Origin of the sequence: Youngimonas ophiurae (nom. illeg.), from assembly GCF_049803795.1 — a bacterium.
Classification (GTDB): domain Bacteria; phylum Pseudomonadota; class Alphaproteobacteria; order Rhodobacterales; family Rhodobacteraceae; genus Thalassobius.
The window spans coordinates 682642-701378 of sequence record NZ_JBNAGJ010000001.1 but is presented as its reverse complement, the minus strand read 5'-3'; the positions used below and the strand labels follow the sequence as shown (position 1 = coordinate 701378).

General features: G+C 61.8%; 21 protein-coding genes. 13 read left to right on the top strand and 8 right to left on the bottom strand.

The window, feature by feature from the left end; genetic code table 11:
• The first annotated feature begins 117 nt into the window (after positions 1–117).
• The 4 genes from ACP15O_RS03675 (at position 118) to ACP15O_RS03660 (ending at position 2374) form a co-directional block, all read left to right on the top strand.
• On the top strand, positions 118–981 hold the full coding sequence (locus tag ACP15O_RS03675) for an MBL fold metallo-hydrolase (RefSeq protein ID WP_425094684.1): 864 nt from the start codon (positions 118–120) through the stop codon (positions 979–981).
• 107 nt (positions 982–1088) lie between these two features.
• A complete protein-coding gene (locus tag ACP15O_RS03670; RefSeq protein ID WP_425094844.1) occupies positions 1089–1514 on the top strand; it encodes a YeeE/YedE family protein in 426 nt (141 codons plus the stop codon).
• Complete coding sequence (locus ACP15O_RS03665; RefSeq protein WP_425094683.1) at positions 1514–1948, top strand: DUF6691 family protein; 435 nt, start codon at positions 1514–1516, stop codon at positions 1946–1948. The genes ACP15O_RS03670 and ACP15O_RS03665 overlap by 1 nt, the downstream gene beginning before the upstream one ends.
• Positions 1949–1957: 9 nt before the next feature.
• The gene (locus ACP15O_RS03660; protein ID WP_425094682.1) at positions 1958–2374 is read left to right on the top strand and encodes a protein tyrosine phosphatase family protein; all 417 of its coding nucleotides are present in this window, start codon (positions 1958–1960) and stop codon (positions 2372–2374) included.
• A 4-nt stretch (positions 2375–2378) separates the two neighbouring features.
• On the opposite strand, the gene ACP15O_RS03655 is transcribed toward ACP15O_RS03660, so the two are convergent.
• The 5 genes from ACP15O_RS03655 to ACP15O_RS03635 all read right to left on the bottom strand — a co-directional run bounded on the left by ACP15O_RS03655 (position 2379) and on the right by ACP15O_RS03635 (position 8457).
• Complete coding sequence (locus ACP15O_RS03655; protein WP_425094681.1) at positions 2379–3656, bottom strand: FliM/FliN family flagellar motor switch protein; 1278 nt, start codon at positions 3654–3656, stop codon at positions 2379–2381.
• An 85-nt stretch (positions 3657–3741) separates the two neighbouring features.
• Entirely contained in the window at positions 3742–6429 is a 2688-nt protein-coding gene (locus tag ACP15O_RS03650) for an ATP-binding protein (RefSeq protein WP_425094680.1), read from the bottom strand.
• A gap of 1 nt (position 6430) precedes the next feature.
• Positions 6431–6697, bottom strand: coding sequence for a hypothetical protein (locus ACP15O_RS03645; RefSeq protein WP_425094679.1), 267 nt, complete (start codon positions 6695–6697; stop codon positions 6431–6433).
• Positions 6697–7062: a response regulator transcription factor gene (locus ACP15O_RS03640; protein ID WP_425094678.1), complete on the bottom strand. Its 366-nt coding sequence runs from the start codon at positions 7060–7062 to the stop codon at positions 6697–6699. The genes ACP15O_RS03645 and ACP15O_RS03640 overlap by 1 nt, the downstream gene beginning before the upstream one ends.
• Positions 7063–7143: 81 nt before the next feature.
• On the bottom strand, positions 7144–8457 hold the full coding sequence (locus ACP15O_RS03635; protein ID WP_425094677.1) for a short-chain fatty acyl-CoA regulator family protein: 1314 nt from the start codon (positions 8455–8457) through the stop codon (positions 7144–7146).
• Positions 8458–8679: 222 nt separating this feature from the next.
• Here ACP15O_RS03635 and ACP15O_RS03630 point away from each other — a divergent pair, with 222 nt between their 5' ends.
• The 5 genes from ACP15O_RS03630 to ACP15O_RS03610 all read left to right on the top strand — a co-directional run bounded on the left by ACP15O_RS03630 (position 8680) and on the right by ACP15O_RS03610 (position 13896).
• Positions 8680–10017 carry a substrate-binding protein gene (locus tag ACP15O_RS03630; protein WP_425094676.1) on the top strand — a complete coding sequence of 446 codons (1338 nt, stop codon included), beginning with the start codon at positions 8680–8682 and terminating at the stop codon, positions 10015–10017.
• Positions 10018–10121: 104 nt separating this feature from the next.
• A complete protein-coding gene (locus ACP15O_RS03625; protein WP_425094675.1) occupies positions 10122–11153 on the top strand; it encodes a branched-chain amino acid ABC transporter permease in 1032 nt (343 codons plus the stop codon).
• 3 nt (positions 11154–11156) lie between these two features.
• The gene (locus ACP15O_RS03620; RefSeq protein WP_425094674.1) at positions 11157–12359 is read left to right on the top strand and encodes a branched-chain amino acid ABC transporter permease; all 1203 of its coding nucleotides are present in this window, start codon (positions 11157–11159) and stop codon (positions 12357–12359) included.
• A gap of 13 nt (positions 12360–12372) precedes the next feature.
• Positions 12373–13128, top strand: a complete 756-nt coding sequence (locus tag ACP15O_RS03615) for an ABC transporter ATP-binding protein (protein WP_425094673.1) — start codon at positions 12373–12375, stop codon at positions 13126–13128.
• Between the two features lie 12 nt (positions 13129–13140).
• A complete protein-coding gene (locus ACP15O_RS03610; RefSeq protein ID WP_425094672.1) occupies positions 13141–13896 on the top strand; it encodes an ABC transporter ATP-binding protein in 756 nt (251 codons plus the stop codon).
• Between the two features lie 173 nt (positions 13897–14069).
• On the opposite strand, the gene ACP15O_RS03605 is transcribed toward ACP15O_RS03610, so the two are convergent.
• The gene (locus tag ACP15O_RS03605; RefSeq protein WP_425094671.1) at positions 14070–14564 is read right to left on the bottom strand and encodes a helix-hairpin-helix domain-containing protein; all 495 of its coding nucleotides are present in this window, start codon (positions 14562–14564) and stop codon (positions 14070–14072) included.
• A gap of 126 nt (positions 14565–14690) precedes the next feature.
• On the opposite strand from ACP15O_RS03605, the gene ACP15O_RS03600 reads away from it, so the two are divergent.
• The 4 genes from ACP15O_RS03600 (at position 14691) to aat (ending at position 17962) form a co-directional block, all read left to right on the top strand.
• On the top strand, positions 14691–15233 hold the full coding sequence (locus tag ACP15O_RS03600) for a PAS domain-containing protein (protein WP_425094670.1): 543 nt from the start codon (positions 14691–14693) through the stop codon (positions 15231–15233).
• A gap of 174 nt (positions 15234–15407) precedes the next feature.
• Positions 15408–15905: an acetyl-CoA carboxylase biotin carboxyl carrier protein gene (gene accB, locus ACP15O_RS03595; protein ID WP_425094669.1), complete on the top strand. Its 498-nt coding sequence runs from the start codon at positions 15408–15410 to the stop codon at positions 15903–15905.
• Between the two features lie 10 nt (positions 15906–15915).
• The gene (accC, locus tag ACP15O_RS03590) at positions 15916–17265 is read left to right on the top strand and encodes an acetyl-CoA carboxylase biotin carboxylase subunit (protein ID WP_425094668.1); all 1350 of its coding nucleotides are present in this window, start codon (positions 15916–15918) and stop codon (positions 17263–17265) included.
• Positions 17266–17284: 19 nt separating this feature from the next.
• Positions 17285–17962, top strand: coding sequence for a leucyl/phenylalanyl-tRNA--protein transferase (gene aat, locus ACP15O_RS03585; protein WP_425094667.1), 678 nt, complete (start codon positions 17285–17287; stop codon positions 17960–17962).
• On the opposite strand, the gene ACP15O_RS03580 is transcribed toward aat, so the two are convergent.
• A complete protein-coding gene (locus tag ACP15O_RS03580) occupies positions 17926–18285 on the bottom strand; it encodes a DUF2155 domain-containing protein (protein WP_425094666.1) in 360 nt (119 codons plus the stop codon). The genes aat and ACP15O_RS03580 overlap by 37 nt on opposite strands.
• Positions 18282–18728 carry an outer membrane lipid asymmetry maintenance protein MlaD gene (mlaD, locus tag ACP15O_RS03575; protein ID WP_425094665.1) on the bottom strand — a complete coding sequence of 149 codons (447 nt, stop codon included), beginning with the start codon at positions 18726–18728 and terminating at the stop codon, positions 18282–18284. Before mlaD ends, ACP15O_RS03580 begins: the two co-directional genes overlap by 4 nt.
• Positions 18729–18737: the final 9 nt, after the last annotated feature.

The window sequence follows — 18737 nt, the reverse complement described above, 5'->3', positions numbered from 1 at the left end:
CACGTTTTCAGTGCTACAGCCTTGACCCAAATCAACCGTTAACACGGTTGTAAAAACCAGAGCTTGCCTCATATGCGTAAATATATATATGTTAAGCAAAACATGAGGACCCCGCAGATGAAACCTGAAGTCACCGCCTTTTTCGACGACGCGACGAATACGATTTCCTACGTCGTTCGCGACCCCGCTGGCAGTTCCTGCGCCATCATCGATTCGGTGCTGGATTTTGACTATGCGTCGGGCCGGACCGACACGAAATCCGCCGATGCCGTGATCGCCTATGTGCAGGAAAACAATCTGAACGTCGAATGGCTGCTGGAAAGCCACGTCCACGCCGACCACCTGTCCGCCGCGCCCTATATTCAGGAACGCGTCGGCGGCAAAATCGGGATCGGCGACCGCATCAAGATCGTGCAGGACACCTTTGGCAAGGTGTTCAACGAAGGGACCGAGTTCCAGCGCGATGGCAGCCAGTTCGACCAGTTGTTCCAGGAAGGCGACAGCTTTCATATCGGGCAGCTGCGCGGCGACGTGCTGCACACCCCTGGCCACACTCCGGCCTGTCTGACCTATGTGATCGGGGATGCGGCCTTTGTGGGCGACACGCTGTTTATGCCCGATTTCGGCACCGCGCGCTGCGATTTTCCGGGGGGCTCGGCGGAAACGCTCTATGCCTCGATCCAGAAAATCCTGGCCCTGCCGGATGAAACCCGCATCTTCGTGGGCCATGATTATAAGGCTCCGGGCCGCGATGAATACGCCTGGGAAACCACCGTGGCCGAACAGAAAGCCGCGAATATTCACGTCGCCAGCGACAAAAATCGCGAGGCCTTTGTCCAGATGCGGACCGAGCGGGACGCCACCCTGGCCATGCCCAAGCTGATCATCCCTTCGTTGCAGGTGAACATGCGCGCCGGTCAGATGCCTGAACCCGATGAACAGGGCGATGTGTTCCTGAAGGTTCCGGTTAACAAACTCTGAGCCAACCTGATCAACACCCGGACGCCGCCCATGCGAACCAAGCGGCGCCGGGCGTAACATACTGAAAACAATCATCATACGGGAGTGGAAACGCGATGATGAACGCAATACCTGTCGATTGGATCTGGGGGCTGATCGGCGGCCTTCTGATCGGAACCGGAGGCGCCGTCTACCTGCTGGCCAATGGCCGGATCATGGGGGCCAGCGGTATTTTGGGCGGTCTGGTTGACCGCTCGGGCTGGTCCACCTGGGCCGAACGCGTGGTGTTTTTACTGGGCGTTTTCCTGCTGCCGGTCGTGCTCTACCCGGTTTACCGCGAGGTGGACACCCATGCCACCGACAACTGGATGGTGCTGATCGCGGCGGGGCTGCTGGTGGGCATCGGCACGCGCATCGCCAACGGATGCACCTCGGGGCACGGGGTGTGCGGGATCTCGCGCCTGTCGCTGCGCGGCATCGTGGCCACCGTGTTCTATATTCTGGCAGGCGGCGTGGCCGTGGTGCTGTTCCGGCACATTCTGGGGGTGGTGTGATGCAGCGTTTGATCTTTGCTTTCATCGCCGGCGGGCTGTTTGGCGCGGGTCTGTTCATTTCGGGCATGACCGACACCACCAAGGTTCAGGGCTGGCTGGATGTGTTCGGCAACTGGGATCCGACCCTGGCCTTTGTCATGGGGGGCGCGATCATTCCCATGGCCATTGCCTGGCTTTTCGTTCCGGGGCGCAAGCCCCTGGTCGGCGGAGATTTTCCCACCCCGCCCGAGCCCAAAATCGGCCGAAACCTGGTGCTGGGCTCTACCATGTTCGGCTTTGGCTGGGGGCTGGCGGGGCTGTGCCCTGGGCCGTCGATCGCCTCGTTGTCTTATGGGGGCGTCAGCCATTGGGTGTTCTTTGCGGCCATGATCGCAGGCATGATCCTGGCGCCGAAGCTGCGCGTAAGTCTGGACAGGGCGGTGCCGGCGGAATAAAGCGGAGCCATGGATATCCGTGAAATTACCCCCCGCTACTCTGTCAGCCCGCAGATCAACCCCGAGGATCTGGCCGCCATCAAGGCGGCCGGGTTTACCAAGGTGATCTGCAACCGCCCCGACGAAGAAATCCCGGCCAGCCATCAGGCATCGGTCATGCAGGCTGCGGCTGACCGGGCCGGGCTGGAATTTTTCGCCCTGCCGCTGACGCATCAAACCATGACACCCGAGAATGTCTCGGTTCAGATGGCAGCAATCGACGCCTCAGAGGGCCCCGTTCTGGCGTATTGCGCCTCGGGGACGCGCTGCTCGGTCATTTGGGCGCTGGCCCAGGTGGGGCAGCTATCAGCGGATGAGATTCTGACCACGACAATGCGTGCAGGTTATGATCTGTCCGGGCTGCGCCCGCGTCTGGAACAGGGCTAACCGCCTAACCATCCCCGCCCGGTTGCGGCAGCGCCGCCGCCAAGGGATCAGAGCCGACCGCCGGCTCATCCAGCGCGCCCAGTGACAGCGCGTCAGATCCCATTTGCACATCATCGCCCAGATCGCTGAGCCCCAATTCGCTGAGCAGAGCCTCCGTGCCGGTGGGGTCTTCGCGCGCAATTGCAGGTAAATCTGCCTGCATTGCAGGCTCGGACACGGGCGGCGGGGCCTGTTGCACGATGGGTTTGGCTTGCTGCTGGCTGCCGGGCTTGGCCTGCAGAGGTTCAACGATATTCTTTGGCGGCAGTGGTGTATCCGGAACGCGAGCACGCGGCGTTTCCACCAAACCGGCATCCGCCAGATCCACCCGTTCCAGCCCAAGCCGGCTGTCTTTTTTCCCCTTACGCCCGGTCACCCGCGGCAGGCCGAACCCCGTAAGCCGCACCGCCCGGTTTCCGCCGATCTGCCCCAGAACGCCGGTTGCCACGATTTTGCGATCGCCGGTGTGCAGGTGGATTTCTTGCAGGCTTTCCAAAGGCAAACGCAGAACATCCCCAGGTTTCAACGCAGAGGCCTGCTCTAATGACATCTGCGCACTATGCAAAACCGTCTCCAGACGGGCGGGCGCGTCCAGCACCTCTTCGCGGATGGAAGCACTGGCCGGTTCCCCCGGCGTTTCGGGCTGGGGCGCGGGCGCGACAACCGGCAAGGCAAGAATCAGCCGCCCTTCGCGCCCTTCGCCTGCGCCGATCAGGGCCTGCGCGTGAAACAGGGTGTATTCCCCATCCGGCAATTGCGCCTGTAGACGCCGCAGATCCCTGAGCCAGGCACCGAAATGATAACCGGCCAGCGGGGCCGCGTTTTCCTGCCCATCCAACAGCTGATCGAAGCAGGTTAATGTGCCGTCGATCAGGGGCATGGCCACGGCGGCATCGGTGCGGGTCATCGGGCGGGCGCTGGCCATCTTGTCAAAGACACGCCCCAGGGTCTGAACTTCGACCAGAGCCGACAGCAGCTGCATATCCAGCATGATCACCCCCGGCGGGCCCGCATCGCGTTCCAGCGTGACAATCAATCCGCCCTCTTCGATATGCGGCAGCAGCGCGTCACGTTCCAGTGTTTCCTCTTCGACAGAGGTGACCGTCAGTGGCAATTGCAGGCCCAGCTCGGCCGCGCGGGTCAGAGCACGGCGCAGCGCGCGGCTGGGCGACATGAGCTTGGCCTCGCGCCCCTCCTTGGCGGCCTTGGCCTTGCGTCGCAGAATGTCGTTCGGATTGTTCATACGCCCGTCAGATCAGCGCCGCGTCCTGCGGCTGTTTCGCTGACCTTAGCGCAGGCAAAGTTACCAGTTGCTTACCAAGCGCAAATTATTGCGCGGCCAGGGTCTCTTTCATCGGCAGGCTGACGCGAAACGCCGCCCCGCCCTGCCCCGGCAGATAGGAAATCGCCCCGCCCAGACGGGCCATGATCTCGCGGCAGATGGCCAGGCCCAGACCGGCCCCGCCGGCCTTTTTCTGATCGCTGACCCGGCTGAATTTTTCAAAGATAAGCGCCTGAGATTCAGACGGAATCCCCGACCCGTTATCCACGAAATCCACCACCAGATGGCCGTCACGTTGCAACACGCGGATCGACAGTTCGGGATGCTCGGCATCGCAGTATTTCTGCGCATTGGCGATCAGATTGATAAAGACCTGCGCCAGGCGGTCCAGATCGGTGTGAATCGCAATGCTTTCCTGCGCCAGCAGACGCGACACCCTCAGCCCCGAGTTCTGCACCCCCGTCGCGGCCACCGCATGTTCGATCACGTCGCTCAGCCGGCCGCGTTGCAGGTTCAGGTTGACCTGGCCGTTTTCCAGCACCGACAGGTCCAGCAGATCATCCAGCAGACGCGTCAGGCGGATCGCCTCGGAATGGATGATACCGGCATATTTGCCCAGTTCCTCTTCGCTCAGGCCCTGAGTGTCGCGCAGAATCTCGGAAAAGGCGCGAATCGAGGTCATCGGCGTGCGCAGTTCATGGCTGATCTGGCTTAGGAACGCATCCTTTTGCACGGACAGCTGGGTCAGCTTCTCATTGGCATTGCGCAGCTGGCGGGCGGTGCGGGACAGCTCGTTGGATTTGGCCTCCAGCTGGCTGGAATATTCCATCATCTGCGCGGTTTCGTCGGCCACCGCCAGCAGATCCTCAACAGAGACCGTCGCCCGCCCCATGATCTGCCCGATCATCGCATGGGCCGTCGCCGCCCCGACCGAGCCGGACAGCTCGCGCTCCAGCCGTTGCAGGAAATCGGGCGTGGGTTCGGGCAGATACCCGGCCATGCCCTGCTCTTCTGCTTCGCGATGGAAAAAGCTCTGGGCTTCGACCCCGCCCAGAATCCGCTGCGCCATGATCATCAGATCCTCGGATTGCGCGATCCCGCCCGACCAGCCCTGAGGATTGCCCGAATGCTGAAAAACATTCACGAATTGCGCGCCTTGCAGACGCTCCATCGGGCCGGGGAAACTGACCAGAGAGGTAAAGACAAACACCACCGTATTCAGCAGCAAGGACCACATCACAGAATGCACCAGCGGGTTCAGCCCGCCGATTCCGAACAACGCCTGCGGCCGCAGCCAGCCAATGCCCAGCGGCCCATGCGCCAGCAGCTCGGCAGACATGAACATCGAGGGCCCGAAACTGGGCAAAAGCAGGCAATAGGCCCAGATCACGAACCCCACGCCCAGCCCGGCCAGCGCGCCGATCCGCGTGGCTCCGCGCCAGAAAATCCCGCCCATCAGCGGCGGCAGGAACTGCGCCACCCCCGCAAAGGAAATCAACCCGATCGAGGCCAGCGCCGCCCCGCCGCCTGAGAACCGATAATACAGATACCCCAGCGCCAGCACCCCCGCGATGGACAGCCGCCGCGCCAGCAGAACCACATGGCGCACATCCCCCGAGATCATCGCCCCGCCCCCGGTGAAATACAGCCAGATCGGCATGACGATATGGTTCGACACCATCGTGGACAATGCAATCGCCGCCACGATCACCATCGACGTGGCCGAGCTAAACCCCCCCAGAAACGACAGCATCGCCAGCCCGTCGCGCCCCTGGCTAAGCGGCACTGTCAGCACGAACTGGTCGGGGTTCGACCCTTCTGGCATCAGCTCCAGCCCCGTGACGGCAATGGGCACGACAAACAGGCTCATCAGCATCAGATAGGTCGGAAACGCCCAAGAGGCGGTGCGCAGGTGACGCTCGTCCTCGTTTTCGACCACCAGCACCTGAAACATCCGCGGCAAGGTCAGAAAAGCCGCAGCCGACAGGAAAATCAGCGCCGCCCAGCGGCCGTTATGCATCTGCCATTGCCCGATGTCCGACGCATCGATCCGCGCCAGCGTTTCAGACACGCCGCCGCCCACGCCCCAGACCACGAACACGCCCACCGCGACCAGGGCAAAAAGCTTGACGACCGCCTCCATCGCGATGGCCATGACAACACCGTGATGCCGTTCATTCGCATCCAGGTTCCGTGTGCCGAACAGCACCGTGAACAGCGCCAGACCCGCGGCCACCCACAGCGCGGTGGCATCGCTATCGCCCAGCTGACTGACCGAAGGGTCGTATAAGGCAAAGCTTGAAAAAGACGATGTAACCGATTGCAATTGCAGCGCAATATAAGGAGTCGTGCCGATCACCGCGACCACGGTCACGAACACCGCCAGCGAATTCGATTTGCCATAGCGCGAGGAAATCAGATCCGCGATCGAGGTAATTCTCTGACTGCGCCCGATCCGCACCAGTTTGCGCAGCCCCCACCACCAGCCCATCATCACCAGCGTCGGGCCGATATAGATCGTCAGGTACTCCAGCCCCGAACGCGCCGCATAGCCCACCGCGCCATAGAACGTCCAGGCGGTGCAATAAATCGACAGCGACAGGGTATAAATAACCGGCGAGCGCAGCCAGCCTCCCTTGCCGCGCACGGCGGCGCGTTCCGCCATAAAGGCCACCAGAAACAGCAGCGCCACATAGGCCAGACATACCGCAACCAGCAGGTTCAGAGCGCCCATCTCAGGTGCCGTCCGTGGGCTCGGTTTCGGGGTCGGGCTCCAGCCAGCGGGCCAGCACCATCGAGGCCACCACCAGCAGCATCCACACCCCAAAGATATACAGCATCGCGCGCGACGTGGCGATCCCATAGGGCCCCGGACCGGCCCACAGCACCGGCACCCCCCATAAGATCGCCCCCAGGAATGGCATCAGCCGCGCCGCATCGCGGACTCGGCGCTGCCTGTAGCCCTGGCGTTCCAGAAACAAAGAGGGGCGCGATTTGGCCATCAGGGCACCAATTGCCGGACGACCTCCAGCACTTCGGCATTCGAGAAGGGCTTGGTCATGAAACGGTTGGCGCCGATTTTCTCGGCCATTTCGCGGTCTTTCAGCTGGCCGCGCGCGGTCAGCATCAGCACCGGCAAGTCGCGGGTCTGATCGGCCTCGCGCAGTTCGGTCAGGATGTCATAGCCGCTTTTGCCCGGCAGCATCACGTCCAGAATCAGCAGATCGGGGGATTTGGCCTGCACCACGTCCACCGCATCATGCCCGTTCGAATGTGTGTCTACGCGCCATCCGTCACGCGACAGGATGAAACTGATCGCCTCGATGATGTTCGGCTCATCTTCGATCACAAGGACATGTTTGCCCATGTTACCGTCCCCCCTTGAGCGTGCATTTCTTATCGGTCTGTGCATTTATCGGCAAAGTCGCGCCGCAAGTCAAAACACATGTCAGAAACCATCCGTCAAAATAGACGGTTCGCGGCGGCCGGGACAGGCCTCTCGCGGGCAAATGCGACAACTTACCCCGACTTCCACGGCGTCCTCGGGCGGGCGTTCGCCGGATTCAAGCGGCAGGATCAGCATATAGGCCTCGAACAGGGGAGGCGTGTCAAAGCTGACCGGCCCGCTGGGCTGCGCGATGGAATAGGTCACGAAGACGCCGCTGCCCCGCCCCGCCTGCTGCACCACCTGCCGCACCGGCACCATCGGCTGCGACAGCGCCCGAAACAGCGGCCACAGCGGACAGGCCGCGCCAAACCGGGGCAAGGTAAACCCGTCCACGGCCTTGCGGAATGTCATGGTCCCCGAGGCGTCGCAGCTGACCAGCCCCACCGCGCGCCCCGCCGCCCCCAGAGGAATTTCCGCCAGCCGCCGCATCACCGAGGCCAGGTCCACCTGGAAATGCGCCGCCAGCGCCGATGGGTTCAGCCCATGCTGCCCCAGCGCCGCGATGGTCTGCGGCAGCGGCATCGCCTTGGCGTCCTTGGCGTAACGGTTCAGATAGCTGCGCGCCATCGCCCGCGCGGCCGAGGATTGCAGCACCTCTTGCCGCTCGACCAGCGCCTCGACATCCACGGCCTCCAGCTCCTCCAGCAGGGGCATGTGATAGCCGCTATCGCCCAGAAAGGCGTCCAGCTCATCCTGGGGCGAGCTCAGCTCGATTTCTTCGGTGTCTTCGGTGCTGTCCAGATAGCCGACCAGCGCCTTGGCGCTATGGGCCAGCCGATCGGCGTCCTCGTTGATATTGCGGTGAAAACGGTCACGCCATTCGGGCTCCAGCTCGCGGGTTTCGGCCAGGATGGACGCGGTGGACCGGATGGCCGTGATGGTCGAGATCATCTCGTGCAGCGCGGCGGCCAGATGCGGGTCATGGGTCAGCCGATCCGAGAGCGTCTCGATCGTGCGCTCCAGTTCCAGCACCCGGCGATGGCGTTTTTCCAGCAATTGCGCCCAGCCGGGAAAGCGCCCGGCGAAATCCTCCAGCCCGTCCAGTTCGGCCCCGGCGGCGGGGTCGGCGGCGCGGGCCTCGCGCAGGGTGGCAATCAGCGCCGCCTCGGCCCCTTCGGTCAGCGCCGAGGGCTCGACCCCCAGCGCCCGCGCGATGGCCAGCAGCAGTTTGCCGCCGATTCTGCGCCTGTTATGCTCGATCAGATTGAGATAAGAGGCCGAGATCCCCACATCGCGCGCCAAATCGGCCTGCCGCGCCCCCAACATCATACGGCGTTCGCGGATCCGGGTTCCGGTTAACTGACGCTGCGGCACTTCTTTTTCCTATCCGAATCAAGCACCTTCTGCGGTGCGGAAAAATTTGTTTACAAAGTATGCTATTGCATTGTGAGTTTCTTTACAAAAAAATTGTTTCGTTAAAAGGCGTTGTTGCGAAGTTTTCTTTCACCCCCCGATAATGAATTTGCACGAAAAGTGCCTGTAGACACCGCAAGGAGGAGACGCGCGTGTCTGCATTTCACGAAACGGGAGGATTAAATGTCCAAATCGACTCTGACTCGCCGCGGCGTTCTGAAGTCGGGTGCGGTCGCCGGTGCTGGCGTCGCTCTACCGACCATCTTTACGGCGTCTTCGGCAGCTGCTTATACCAACGAGCCGACCGGCGGCACCGTGACCCTGGGCTTCAACGTGCCCCAGACCGGCCCCTACGCAGACGAGGGCGCCGACGAGCTGCGCGCCTATGAACTGGCGGTCGAGCATCTGAACGGTGGCGGCGACGGCGGCATGCTGAACACGTTCAGCTCGAAGGCGCTGCAAGGCAACGGCATCCTGGGCAAGAAGGTGAACTTCGTCACCGGCGACACCCAGACCAAATCGGACGCAGCGCGCGCATCGGCCAAGTCGATGATCGAAAAAGACGGCGCTGTCATGATCACCGGCGGTTCGTCCTCGGGCGTGGCCGTGGCCGTGCAGGCGCTGTGCCAAGAGGCCGGCGTGATCTTCATGGCGGGCCTGACCCACTCGAACGACACCACGGGCAAGGACAAGCGGGCCAACGGTTTCCGCCACTTCTTTAACTCGTACATGTCGGGCGCTGCCCTGGCCCCGATCCTGGCCAATAACTACGGCAAGGACCGCAAGGCCTATCACCTGACCGCAGACTACAACTGGGGTTACACCACCGAAGAAGCCGTGCGCACCTCGACCGAGGCCATGGGCTGGGAAACCGTCGCTGCCGTCCGCACCCCGCTGACGCAGACCGACTTCTCGTCCTATATCGCGCCGGTTCTGCAATCGGGTGCCGACGTGCTGGTTCTGAACCACTATGGCGGCAACATGGTGAACTCGCTGACCAACGCGGTGCAGTTCGGCCTGCGCGAAAAGCAGGTGAACGGTAAGAACTTTGAAATCATCGTTCCGCTGTTCTCGCGTCTGATGGCGCGTGGTGCGGGTGAGAACATCAAAGGCATCTTCGGTTCGGCCAACTGGCACTGGTCCTTGCAGGATGAAGGCTCCAAGGCTTTCGTGAAATCCTTCGGCACCAAATACGGCTTCCCGCCCAGCCAGGCCGCGCATACCTGCTATGTGCAGACCCTGCTGTATGCAGACGCCTGCCAGCGTGCCGGCACCTTCAACCCGTGCGGCGTTGTCGAAGCCCTGGAGGACTTCGAGTTCGACGGTCTGGGCAATGGCAAGACCCTGTATCGCGGGTCGGACCACCAGTGCTTCAAGGACGTGCTGGTCGTGAAAGGGAAAGAAAACCCGACTTCGGAATTCGACCTGCTCGAAATCGTCGAAGTCACGCCGCGTGGCCAGGTCGAGTATGATGCCTCGATCTTCGGCGGCGAGCTGGGCGCCTGTAACGCAGGGGCCTAAGCCTTTCGGAGGATGGGGCACCCCCATCCTCCACCCCAATCACATTCCCTGTCGGCCCCTGCTGGGGCTTCGCTTTTTCCACACTCCGACACAAGGGTGGGACAATGGACGCTATAATCCTGCAAATCCTCAACGGGCTCGACAAGGGCTCGGCCTATGCGCTGATTGCGCTGGGGCTTACACTCATCTTCGGCACGCTGGGCGTCGTGAACTTTGCGCATGGTGCGCTGTTCATGATCGGCGCATTCTGTGCTGTGACCCTCAACAAAATTCTGACCCTCAGCCACATCGTCATCGACGAGACCAAGACCGATTTCCTGGGCAACCCGGCCAAGGTCAAGGTGCCCTATGTCAATGATATATTTGGCGAAACCACAGGGGCTGCGATCATCGACTGGTCGGTGCCGCTGGCCATCCTGTTCGCCATTCCGGTCATGATCGGCATCGGTGTGATCATGGAGCGCGGGCTGATCAAGCACTTCTACAAGCGTCCCCATGCCGACCAGATCCTGGTGACTTTCGGCCTGGCGATCGTGCTGCAAGAGATCATCAAATACTACTACGGGGCCAACCCGATCCCCACCCCCGCGCCCGATGCCTTCAAGGGCTCGTTCGATTTCGGAGCGGCGATTGGCTTTGATCCGAACACGATCATCTATCCCTACTGGCGCCTTGTGTATTTTGCCTTTGCCGCGATCATCATCGGCGCTGTCTTTGCCTTCCTGCAGTTCACCACCTTCGGGATGGTTGTCCGGGCTGGCATGGCCGACCGCGAGACCGTGGGCCTGCTGGGCATCAACATCGACAAGCGTTTCACCATCATGTTCGGGATCGCCGCGGCTGTGGCCGGTCTGGCGGGTGTGATGTACACGCCGATCAACTCGCCGAACTACCATATGGGCATGGACTTCCTGGTGCTGTCCTTCGTTGTGGTGGTTGTGGGCGGCATGGGCTCTTTGCCCGGTGCGGTGCTGGCAGGGTTCCTGCTGGGTATCCTCGAAAGCTTTGCCTCGATGCGCGAGATCATCGACATCATCCCCGGCATCAACCAGGTCATCATCTATCTGGTCGCCGTAATCATTCTGTTGACACGTCCCCGTGGCCTGATGGGTCGCAAAGGCGTGATGGAGGACTGATCCATGTTCGGTCTTGAAAAGAAAGACGCGCGTCTGCTGCTGCTGGTCATCGGCCTGACGCTGTTCGCACCGTTCATCCTGAACCCCTTTCCCGAGGGCTCGGCCCTGGCGCAGTTCAATGCGGGCTATCCCGACCTGATGCAGCGTTTCGTGATCTTCGGGATCTTTGCCATCGGCTTTAACATCCTGTTTGGTCTGACCGGGTATCTGTCCTTCGGTCACGCGGCCTTTTTGGGTGTGGGCTCTTATGCGGCCGTTTGGATGTTCAAACTGCTGAGCATGAACGTCATCCCCGCGATCATCCTGTCGGTCATTATCTCGGGCCTGTTTGCCCTGCTGATCGGCTATGTGTCGCTGCGCCGGTCGGGGATTTACTTCTCGATCCTGACGCTGGCCTTTGCGCAGATGATGTTCGCCCTGGCCTACTCGGTTCTGACGCCCATCACCGGCGGGGAAACCGGCCTGCAACTGGCGCTGGACGATCCCCGCATCCTGGGCATCAGCCAAACCGCCGAGGGCAACATCCCCGTCCCCGGCCTGTTCGGGCTGGAGATGCGCGACAGTGTGAACCTGGAACTGGGCGCCTGGGTGTTCACCTTCAACGCGGGTTACTATTTCTGTGCCGCGATCATGCTGGTGGCCTTCTACCTGGCGATCCGTATCTTCCGCTCGCCCTTTGGGATGATGCTGCGTGCGATCAAATCGAACCAGCAGCGCCTGAACTACACGGGTCTCAGCCCGCGCCCCTATACGCTGGCCGCCTTTGTGATCTCGGGTATGTATGCTGGTCTGGCCGGTGGTCTGATGGCCTCGATGGACCCGCTGGCAGGGGCCGAGCGGATGTTCTGGACGGCCTCGGGCGAGGTGGTTTTGATGACCATCCTGGGCGGTGCCGGGACCCTGATCGGTCCGGTTCTGGGCGCAGGTATCATCAAGTACATGGAAAACATCCTGTCCAAGATCAACAGCGACATCCTGCACAGCTGGTTCGCCTTCCTGCCCGACGGGCTGGAGAATTTCGTGGTTACCATCCTCTACCCGTTCATCGGGAAAGGCTGGCACCTGACCCTGGGCATCATCTTTATGCTGGTGGTGATTTTCCTGCCGGGTGGTCTGGTCGAAGGCGGGCAACGTCTGGGCCGCCTGCTGCGCCGCAAGAAAGCCGGCGACGATGCCAAGTCCTCGTCCACTGAACCCGCAGAATAAGGAGACCTGAGAAATGGGAATTCTTGAAGTCAAAGACGTCAACAAGCGTTTCGGCGGGTTGCAGGCTCTGGGCGATGTGAACCTGAGCGTGAAGGAAAACTCGGTTCACGCCATCATCGGCCCGAACGGCGCTGGCAAATCCACCCTGCTGAACTGCCTGGTGGGCAAGCTGATCCCCGACACCGGATCCGTCATGTTCGACGGCCAGTCGGTGCTGGGGCGCCAGCCGCACGAAATCAACCAGATGGGCATTTCCCGCGTGTTCCAGACCCCCGAGATTTTCGGGGATCTGACGGTCATGGAAAACATGATGATCCCGATCTTCGCCAAGCGCGACGGGGCCTTCCGGATGCACGCGGTCCAGAACATGATGTCCGAAAAGGAAGTCGTGGAAGCGGCCGAACATATGCTGGAGGACATGAACATGGCCGACAAACGGCACATGCACACGGCCTCGATGTCGCGCGGGGATAAACGCCGGCTGGAAATCGGCATGTGCCTGGCGCAGCAGCCGCGTCTGCTGCTGCTGGACGAACCCACCGCCGGGATGGCGCGGGCCGACACCAACAACACGATCGACCTGCTGAAACAGATCAGCGACGAGCGCGACATCACCATCGCCATCATCGAACACGACATGCATGTGGTGTTCAGCCTGGCAAACCGGATCACCGTTCTGGCGCAGGGCACCCCCCTGGTCGAGGACAACCCGGAAAACATCAAGGGCAACCCCAAGGTGCGCGAAGCGTATCTGGGCGAGACCGCGTAAGGAGGCACCGCGATGAACGTCAAACCCGATTTCTCCAAGGGTCATAACCTGGCCGAAACCGCCCCCGCCTATCTGTCGGTCTGGGACATCCACGCCTACTATGGCGAAAGCTACATCGTGCAGGGCGTCAGCTTTAACGTCCACGAGGGCGAGATCCTGGCACTGCTGGGGCGCAACGGGGCGGGCAAAACCTCGACCCTGCGGGCGATTGCCCGGCTGGACGATCCGCAGATCAACAAGGGCGAGGTCTGGCTGGATCACCAGCCGCTGCACACCATGGCCAGCTACGAGGCCAGCCAGAAAGGCATGGCCCTGGTGCCCGAAGACCGCCGGATCATTCCGGGCCTGACGGTCGAGGAAAACCTGAAGCTGGCCCAGATCGCCCCGCCGCTGGGCTGGTCGATCGAGCGCCTCTACGAACTGTTCCCCCGCTTGGGCGAGCGCCGCAACCAAGAGGGCGTGACCCTGTCGGGCGGCGAACAGCAGATGCTGGCCATCGCCCGCGCCCTGGCGCGCGACATCAAGGTGCTGCTGCTGGACGAACCCTACGAGGGCCTGGCCCCCGTCATCGTGGACGAGATCGAGCGCACCCTGCGCAAGATCAAGGAACAGGGCATCACCACCGTGATCGTCGAACAGAACGCCGTGCGCGCGCTGGAGCTGGCCGACCGGGCGGTCATTCTGGACACGGGCAGCGTGGTCTATGACGGCTCGGCCGCCGAGGTGCTGGCCAACGCCGAACTGCGCGAGGAATATCTGGCCATCTAGGCCGGATCGGTCCGCCCCATCCCTGCGCTGCTTGCTGTGGGGCGGGCCTCAATCATCAAGAGAGACCCTCTCTCTCCTGAGGCCGGAGAAGGCCAAGCTCTCTGGTCCCCCACTGGCCCTGTCCCGCCTCCTGGGACAGGGTTTTTTACGTCCCGGCAGGGCCGCAGAGCCTGTTATTTCTTCTTTTTACCGGCCTTTTTCTTACTGGCTTTTTTCGCGGATTTCTTCTGGGCCTTCTTCTGCGCGGCCTTGCTGGATTTTTTCGCGGATTTTGATGCCTTGCCCGCCTTCTTGCCGTCGGATTTGGCGAAAGATTTGGGCTTCTCTTTGTTCTTCTTTTTCTTGGCCTGCTTTTTGGCGGCTTTGGCCTTTTTGTCCTTCTTGGCCTTTTTCGCTTTTTCCGGCGCGCTCTTTTTACCCGCCTTTTTCGGCTTTTTCTTCTTGGGTTTCTGCGCCAGAGCAGCCACCGCAGGCTCGGGCGGGGCCAGCACCGACAGCACGTCCTGCGCCTCGGCGATCAGCATCACCGCGCGGACCGGACCGATGCCGCTGATCGCGGTCAGGGCCGCCGGATCGGCCGCCGCCAGATCCTGAGCGGTGATCACGCCCAGCTCTTTCAGTTGCACGGCAATCGCGGGGCCGATGCCCTTTACCTTGGTGGTGTCCATTTGATCCTCCTGCCTATCGGGTTTGCATACACAATGTATATACACAAACCGCCACACAAGCAAAATGCCCCCGCTCGCCACGCCATTCCTTTGCATCGTGCCGGAAAACTTGGCATATCGGCGGGCATGAGCCTGTCGGATCTTGCCTTTGAATACGCGCCTGTCGGCCTGTGCGTGCTGGAAAACCGGATCATCACCGGCTGCAACCGCGCCTTCGCCCAGATTTTCGGCGGGCAGATGTCGGATTTCCGCGATGTGCCCTTCGCCGACTTCTACGCCTCGCGCGAGGATTACGAAAAAATCGGTGAACGCAGCCTGGCGCAGATGCGCAAGACCGGCACCTATGCGGACGAACGGATCATGCGCCGCCTCTCGGGCGAGATGTTCTGGTGCCGGGTGCGCGGCCAGTCGCTGACCCCCGAGGATCCGTTCCTGCGCGGCATCTGGTCCCTGTCCGATCTGTCCGAAGAACGCCCCCTGGTCGCCCTGACCCAGCGCGAACGCGAAGTCGCCATCCTGACCTGCCGCGGCATGACCAGCAAGGAAATCGGCAAGGATCTGGCCCTGTCCTATCGCACGGTGGAACTCTATCGCGCGCGCCTGCTGGAAAAATTCCAGGCCCGCAAGCTGGCCGAACTGGTGGCCAAACTGTCCGGAATGCCTCTGTGATGCGTCAGGAAATACGCGAAGCCTGCATTTTTCCCCTCGTAATTCCGGTTAAAAAGGCCCAAATTCTGTGCGCAAAGAGCGCTTTCCGCGCCGTCAATCATCGCCTATAAGGCGGCCAGAATGGCAAGCGGCTGTTTCCCGTAGGGCAGCCATCTGTAACCGGTCGAGGATAGAATGACTAAGAAAAACCATGACTCTGACGTGGCCTTCATCCAGGCACTGGCCGAGCTTCTGCGCGCCAATGACCTGACCGAACTGGAAGTGATGCGCGAGTATGACAGCAACGACAGCCTGAATGTCCGCGTCAGCCGCGCCCAGCAAGTGGTTACCCAGGTCGCCGCAGCCCCGGCTGTCGCCGCCCCCGCAGCAGCCCCCGCCGCCGCTGCCCCCACCGCCGAGGCCCCCGCAGCCGCCCCCGGCGAAGACCCTGCCAGCCACCCCGGCGCCGTGACCTCGCCCATGGTGGGCACCGTGTATCTTCAGGCCGAACCGGGCGCGCCGTCCTTTGTCAGCGTCGGCACTCAGGTCAAAGAGGGCGACACCCTGCTGATCATCGAAGCGATGAAAACCATGAACCACATCCCGGCGCCCAAATCCGGCACCGTGAAGCGTATCCTGGTCGAGGATTCCAGCGCCGTCGAATTTGGCGCGCCGCTGATGATCATCGAATAAGGGCCGCGCCATGTTCGATAAAATCCTGATTGCAAACCGAGGTGAGATCGCGCTGCGTGTCATCCGCGCCTGCCGCGAGATGGGCATCCAGTCCGTCGCCGTCCACTCGACCGCCGATTCCGACGCGATGCATGTGCGCATGGCCGACGAGGCCGTCTGCATCGGCCCGCCCTCGTCCACGCAAAGCTATCTGTCGATCCCGGCGATCATCTCGGCCTGTGAAATCACCGGCGCGCAGGCGATCCATCCGGGCTATGGCTTCTTGTCGGAGAACGCCAATTTCGTGCAGATCGTCGAAGACCACGGTATCGCCTTTATCGGCCCGACCGCGGACCATATCCGCATCATGGGCGATAAAATCACCGCCAAGGAAACCGCCGCGAACCTTGGTATTCCGGTTGTGCCCGGCTCTGCCGGCGGTGTGCCCACCGTCGAAGAGGCCAAGAAAATCGGCGCTGAATTCGGCTATCCGGTGATCATCAAGGCCACCGCCGGTGGCGGCGGGCGCGGCATGAAAGTCGCCAATGACGAATCCGAAATGGAAACGGCCTTTCGCACCGCCCGCTCCGAGGCCAAGGCCGCCTTTGGCAACGATGAAGTCTATATCGAAAAATACCTGACCACCCCCCGCCACATCGAGATCCAGGTCTTTGGTGACGGCAAGGGCACCGGCGTGCATCTGGGCGAGCGGGACTGTTCTTTGCAACGGCGCCACCAGAAGGTCTTCGAAGAGGCCCCCGGCCCCTGCATCACCCCCGAAGAACGCGCGCGCATCGGCAAAATCTGTGCGGACGCAATCGGCAAAATGGGCTATCGCGGCGCGGGCACGGTGGAATTCCTCTATGAAAAGGGCGAGTTCTACTTCATCGAGATGAACACCCGCCTACAGGTGGAACACCCGGTGACCGAGGGCATTTTCGGCGTCGATCTGGTGCGTGAACAGATCCGCGTGGCCGAAGGCCTGCCGATGTCCTTTGGGCAGGATGATCTGGTCATCAACGGTCACGCGATCGAGGTGCGAATCAACGCGGAAAAACTGCCCAATTTCGCCCCCTGCCCCGGCAAAATCTCGCATTTCCACGCCCCCGGCGGGCTGGGCGTGCGGATGGATTCGGCGCTCTATGATGGCTACTCGATCCCGCCCTATTACGACAGCCTGATCGGCAAGCTGATCGTGCACGGCCGTGACCGGGCCGAGGCGCTGGCGCGTCTGAACCGCGCCCTGGGCGAGCTGATCATCGACGGCATCGACACCACCGTGCCGCTGTTCCACGCGCTGCTGCAAGAGGATGACATCCACAGCGGCAACTACAATATCCACTGGCTGGAACACTGGTTGGAAACCAATCTGGCCGAGTAAACCGCTGGCCGGGCCCGCAATGGCCCGGCTTTTTTATGGGAAAGGCATGGCCAAGGACGAAACCCTTCTGACGCCGCAATTGCTGCTGAACGCCTATGCCTCGGGCGTCTTTCCCATGGCCGAAACCCGCGACGATCCTGAGATTTTCTGGGTCGATCCGCGCCGTCGGGGCGTCTTTCCTCTGAACCGTTTTCACATCTCGCGCAGCCTGGCCAAACGGATGCGTCGGGGCGGCTACTCTGTCCGCATCAACAGCGATTTCGAGGGCGTCCTGCAAGGCTGCGCCGACCGCGAGGAAACCTGGATAAACGCAGAAATTCACAGCCTTTACGTGCAGTTACATGCGCTTGGCTTTGCTCATTCGCTAGAGATTTGGGCAGACGAGACGCTGATCGGCGGGGTTTACGGCGTCACGCTGGGGGGGGCGTTTTTCGGCGAAAGCATGTTCTCACGCCGGGTGGATGCCTCGAAAATTGCGCTGGCCTATCTGGTGGATCGGCTGCGCGTGGCCGGGTTTTCGCTGTTCGATACGCAGTTTATCACGCCGCATCTGGCCTCGCTTGGCGCCATCGAAATCCCGCGCGGCCATTATCATTTGCTGCTGGAACGCGCGCTGGATAATGAGGCCGATTTCACCGATCCGCCCCTGCCGCGCAGCGTTCACGAGGTTTTGCAGCGCAACACCCAGACATCATAGCGCGAATGATCCAGCGCGTTCAGCGCGGGGGACGAGGCCAGCATCCAGCCCTGAAAAACCGGCTCGGCCTGGCCCTCTTCGCGGATCGTCAGAAAGGCATAGGCATCGCCCGCCGGGTTGCCCTCGGGATAGCGGCATTCGCCCAGATCAATCACCAGCCGCTGGTAGCGCACGCTGGATCCGTTCAGAATTTCGATGTCCTGAAACTGGGCGTTAACCTTGTCCAGGCCGCGCAGCACCGCACCCGTGCCGGTGACCACGCCGTCCTCTTGGGCCAGGGCCGGGGCAGCTATCAGGCAAAGCGCCGCAACCAGCCGCTTCATTCTTCGCCCCCCGAGACGAATTTCATCAACAGGCTGACCAGAGACACCGCGCCCTGGGTGTCCTCGATCTCGTCTCCGGGCTGGAAATTGAAGGGCGAGCCGCCGGGGATGATCTCGACGAAACTGCCGCCCAGAAGCCCCTCAGAGGCCACGACGACCGCGCTGTCATCGGGGATTTCAATCCCATCGGCCACGGTAAAAACCGAATCGGCGCGGAAGGTCTGAGCGTTCAGATCCAGCGATGTCACCGTCCCGATTTTCACACCGGCCAGGCGCACATCGGTGCCCACGCTGACGCCTTCGGCCGACCGGAACGAGGCCGTCAGCGGATAGCCCCCCGTGGCCTGCGAAAACCCGGTGATCTGCCCCGCGTAGGCGACAAACCCAATGGCCGCAGCCAGAACGGCGGCCCCGACAAAGACTTCGGTCTTATTTTCGGACATATCGGCCCC

Bases quoted from the DNA above. Each gene is read 5' to 3' on its own strand.
- ACP15O_RS03675 (WP_425094684.1), top strand. From the start codon at position 118: ATGAAACCTGAAGTCACCGCCTTTTTCGACGACGCGACGAATACGATT.
- ACP15O_RS03665 (WP_425094683.1), top strand. From the start codon at position 1,514: ATGCAGCGTTTGATCTTTGCTTTCATCGCCGGCGGGCTGTTTGGCGCG.
- ACP15O_RS03660 (WP_425094682.1), top strand. From the start codon at position 1,958: ATGGATATCCGTGAAATTACCCCCCGCTACTCTGTCAGCCCGCAGATC.
- ACP15O_RS03655 (WP_425094681.1), bottom strand. From the start codon at position 3,656: ATGAACAATCCGAACGACATTCTGCGACGCAAGGCCAAGGCCGCCAAG.
- ACP15O_RS03650 (WP_425094680.1), bottom strand. From the start codon at position 6,429: ATGGGCGCTCTGAACCTGCTGGTTGCGGTATGTCTGGCCTATGTGGCG.
- ACP15O_RS03645 (WP_425094679.1), bottom strand. From the start codon at position 6,697: ATGGCCAAATCGCGCCCCTCTTTGTTTCTGGAACGCCAGGGCTACAGG.
- ACP15O_RS03640 (WP_425094678.1), bottom strand. From the start codon at position 7,062: ATGGGCAAACATGTCCTTGTGATCGAAGATGAGCCGAACATCATCGAG.
- ACP15O_RS03630 (WP_425094676.1), top strand. From the start codon at position 8,680: ATGTCCAAATCGACTCTGACTCGCCGCGGCGTTCTGAAGTCGGGTGCG.
- ACP15O_RS03625 (WP_425094675.1), top strand. From the start codon at position 10,122: ATGGACGCTATAATCCTGCAAATCCTCAACGGGCTCGACAAGGGCTCG.
- ACP15O_RS03620 (WP_425094674.1), top strand. From the start codon at position 11,157: ATGTTCGGTCTTGAAAAGAAAGACGCGCGTCTGCTGCTGCTGGTCATC.
- ACP15O_RS03615 (WP_425094673.1), top strand. From the start codon at position 12,373: ATGGGAATTCTTGAAGTCAAAGACGTCAACAAGCGTTTCGGCGGGTTG.
- ACP15O_RS03610 (WP_425094672.1), top strand. From the start codon at position 13,141: ATGAACGTCAAACCCGATTTCTCCAAGGGTCATAACCTGGCCGAAACC.
- ACP15O_RS03605 (WP_425094671.1), bottom strand. From the start codon at position 14,564: ATGGACACCACCAAGGTAAAGGGCATCGGCCCCGCGATTGCCGTGCAA.
- ACP15O_RS03600 (WP_425094670.1), top strand. From the start codon at position 14,691: ATGAGCCTGTCGGATCTTGCCTTTGAATACGCGCCTGTCGGCCTGTGC.
- accB (WP_425094669.1), top strand. From the start codon at position 15,408: ATGACTAAGAAAAACCATGACTCTGACGTGGCCTTCATCCAGGCACTG.
- accC (WP_425094668.1), top strand. From the start codon at position 15,916: ATGTTCGATAAAATCCTGATTGCAAACCGAGGTGAGATCGCGCTGCGT.
- aat (WP_425094667.1), top strand. From the start codon at position 17,285: ATGGCCCGGCTTTTTTATGGGAAAGGCATGGCCAAGGACGAAACCCTT.
- ACP15O_RS03580 (WP_425094666.1), bottom strand. From the start codon at position 18,285: ATGAAGCGGCTGGTTGCGGCGCTTTGCCTGATAGCTGCCCCGGCCCTG.
- mlaD (WP_425094665.1), bottom strand. From the start codon at position 18,728: ATGTCCGAAAATAAGACCGAAGTCTTTGTCGGGGCCGCCGTTCTGGCT.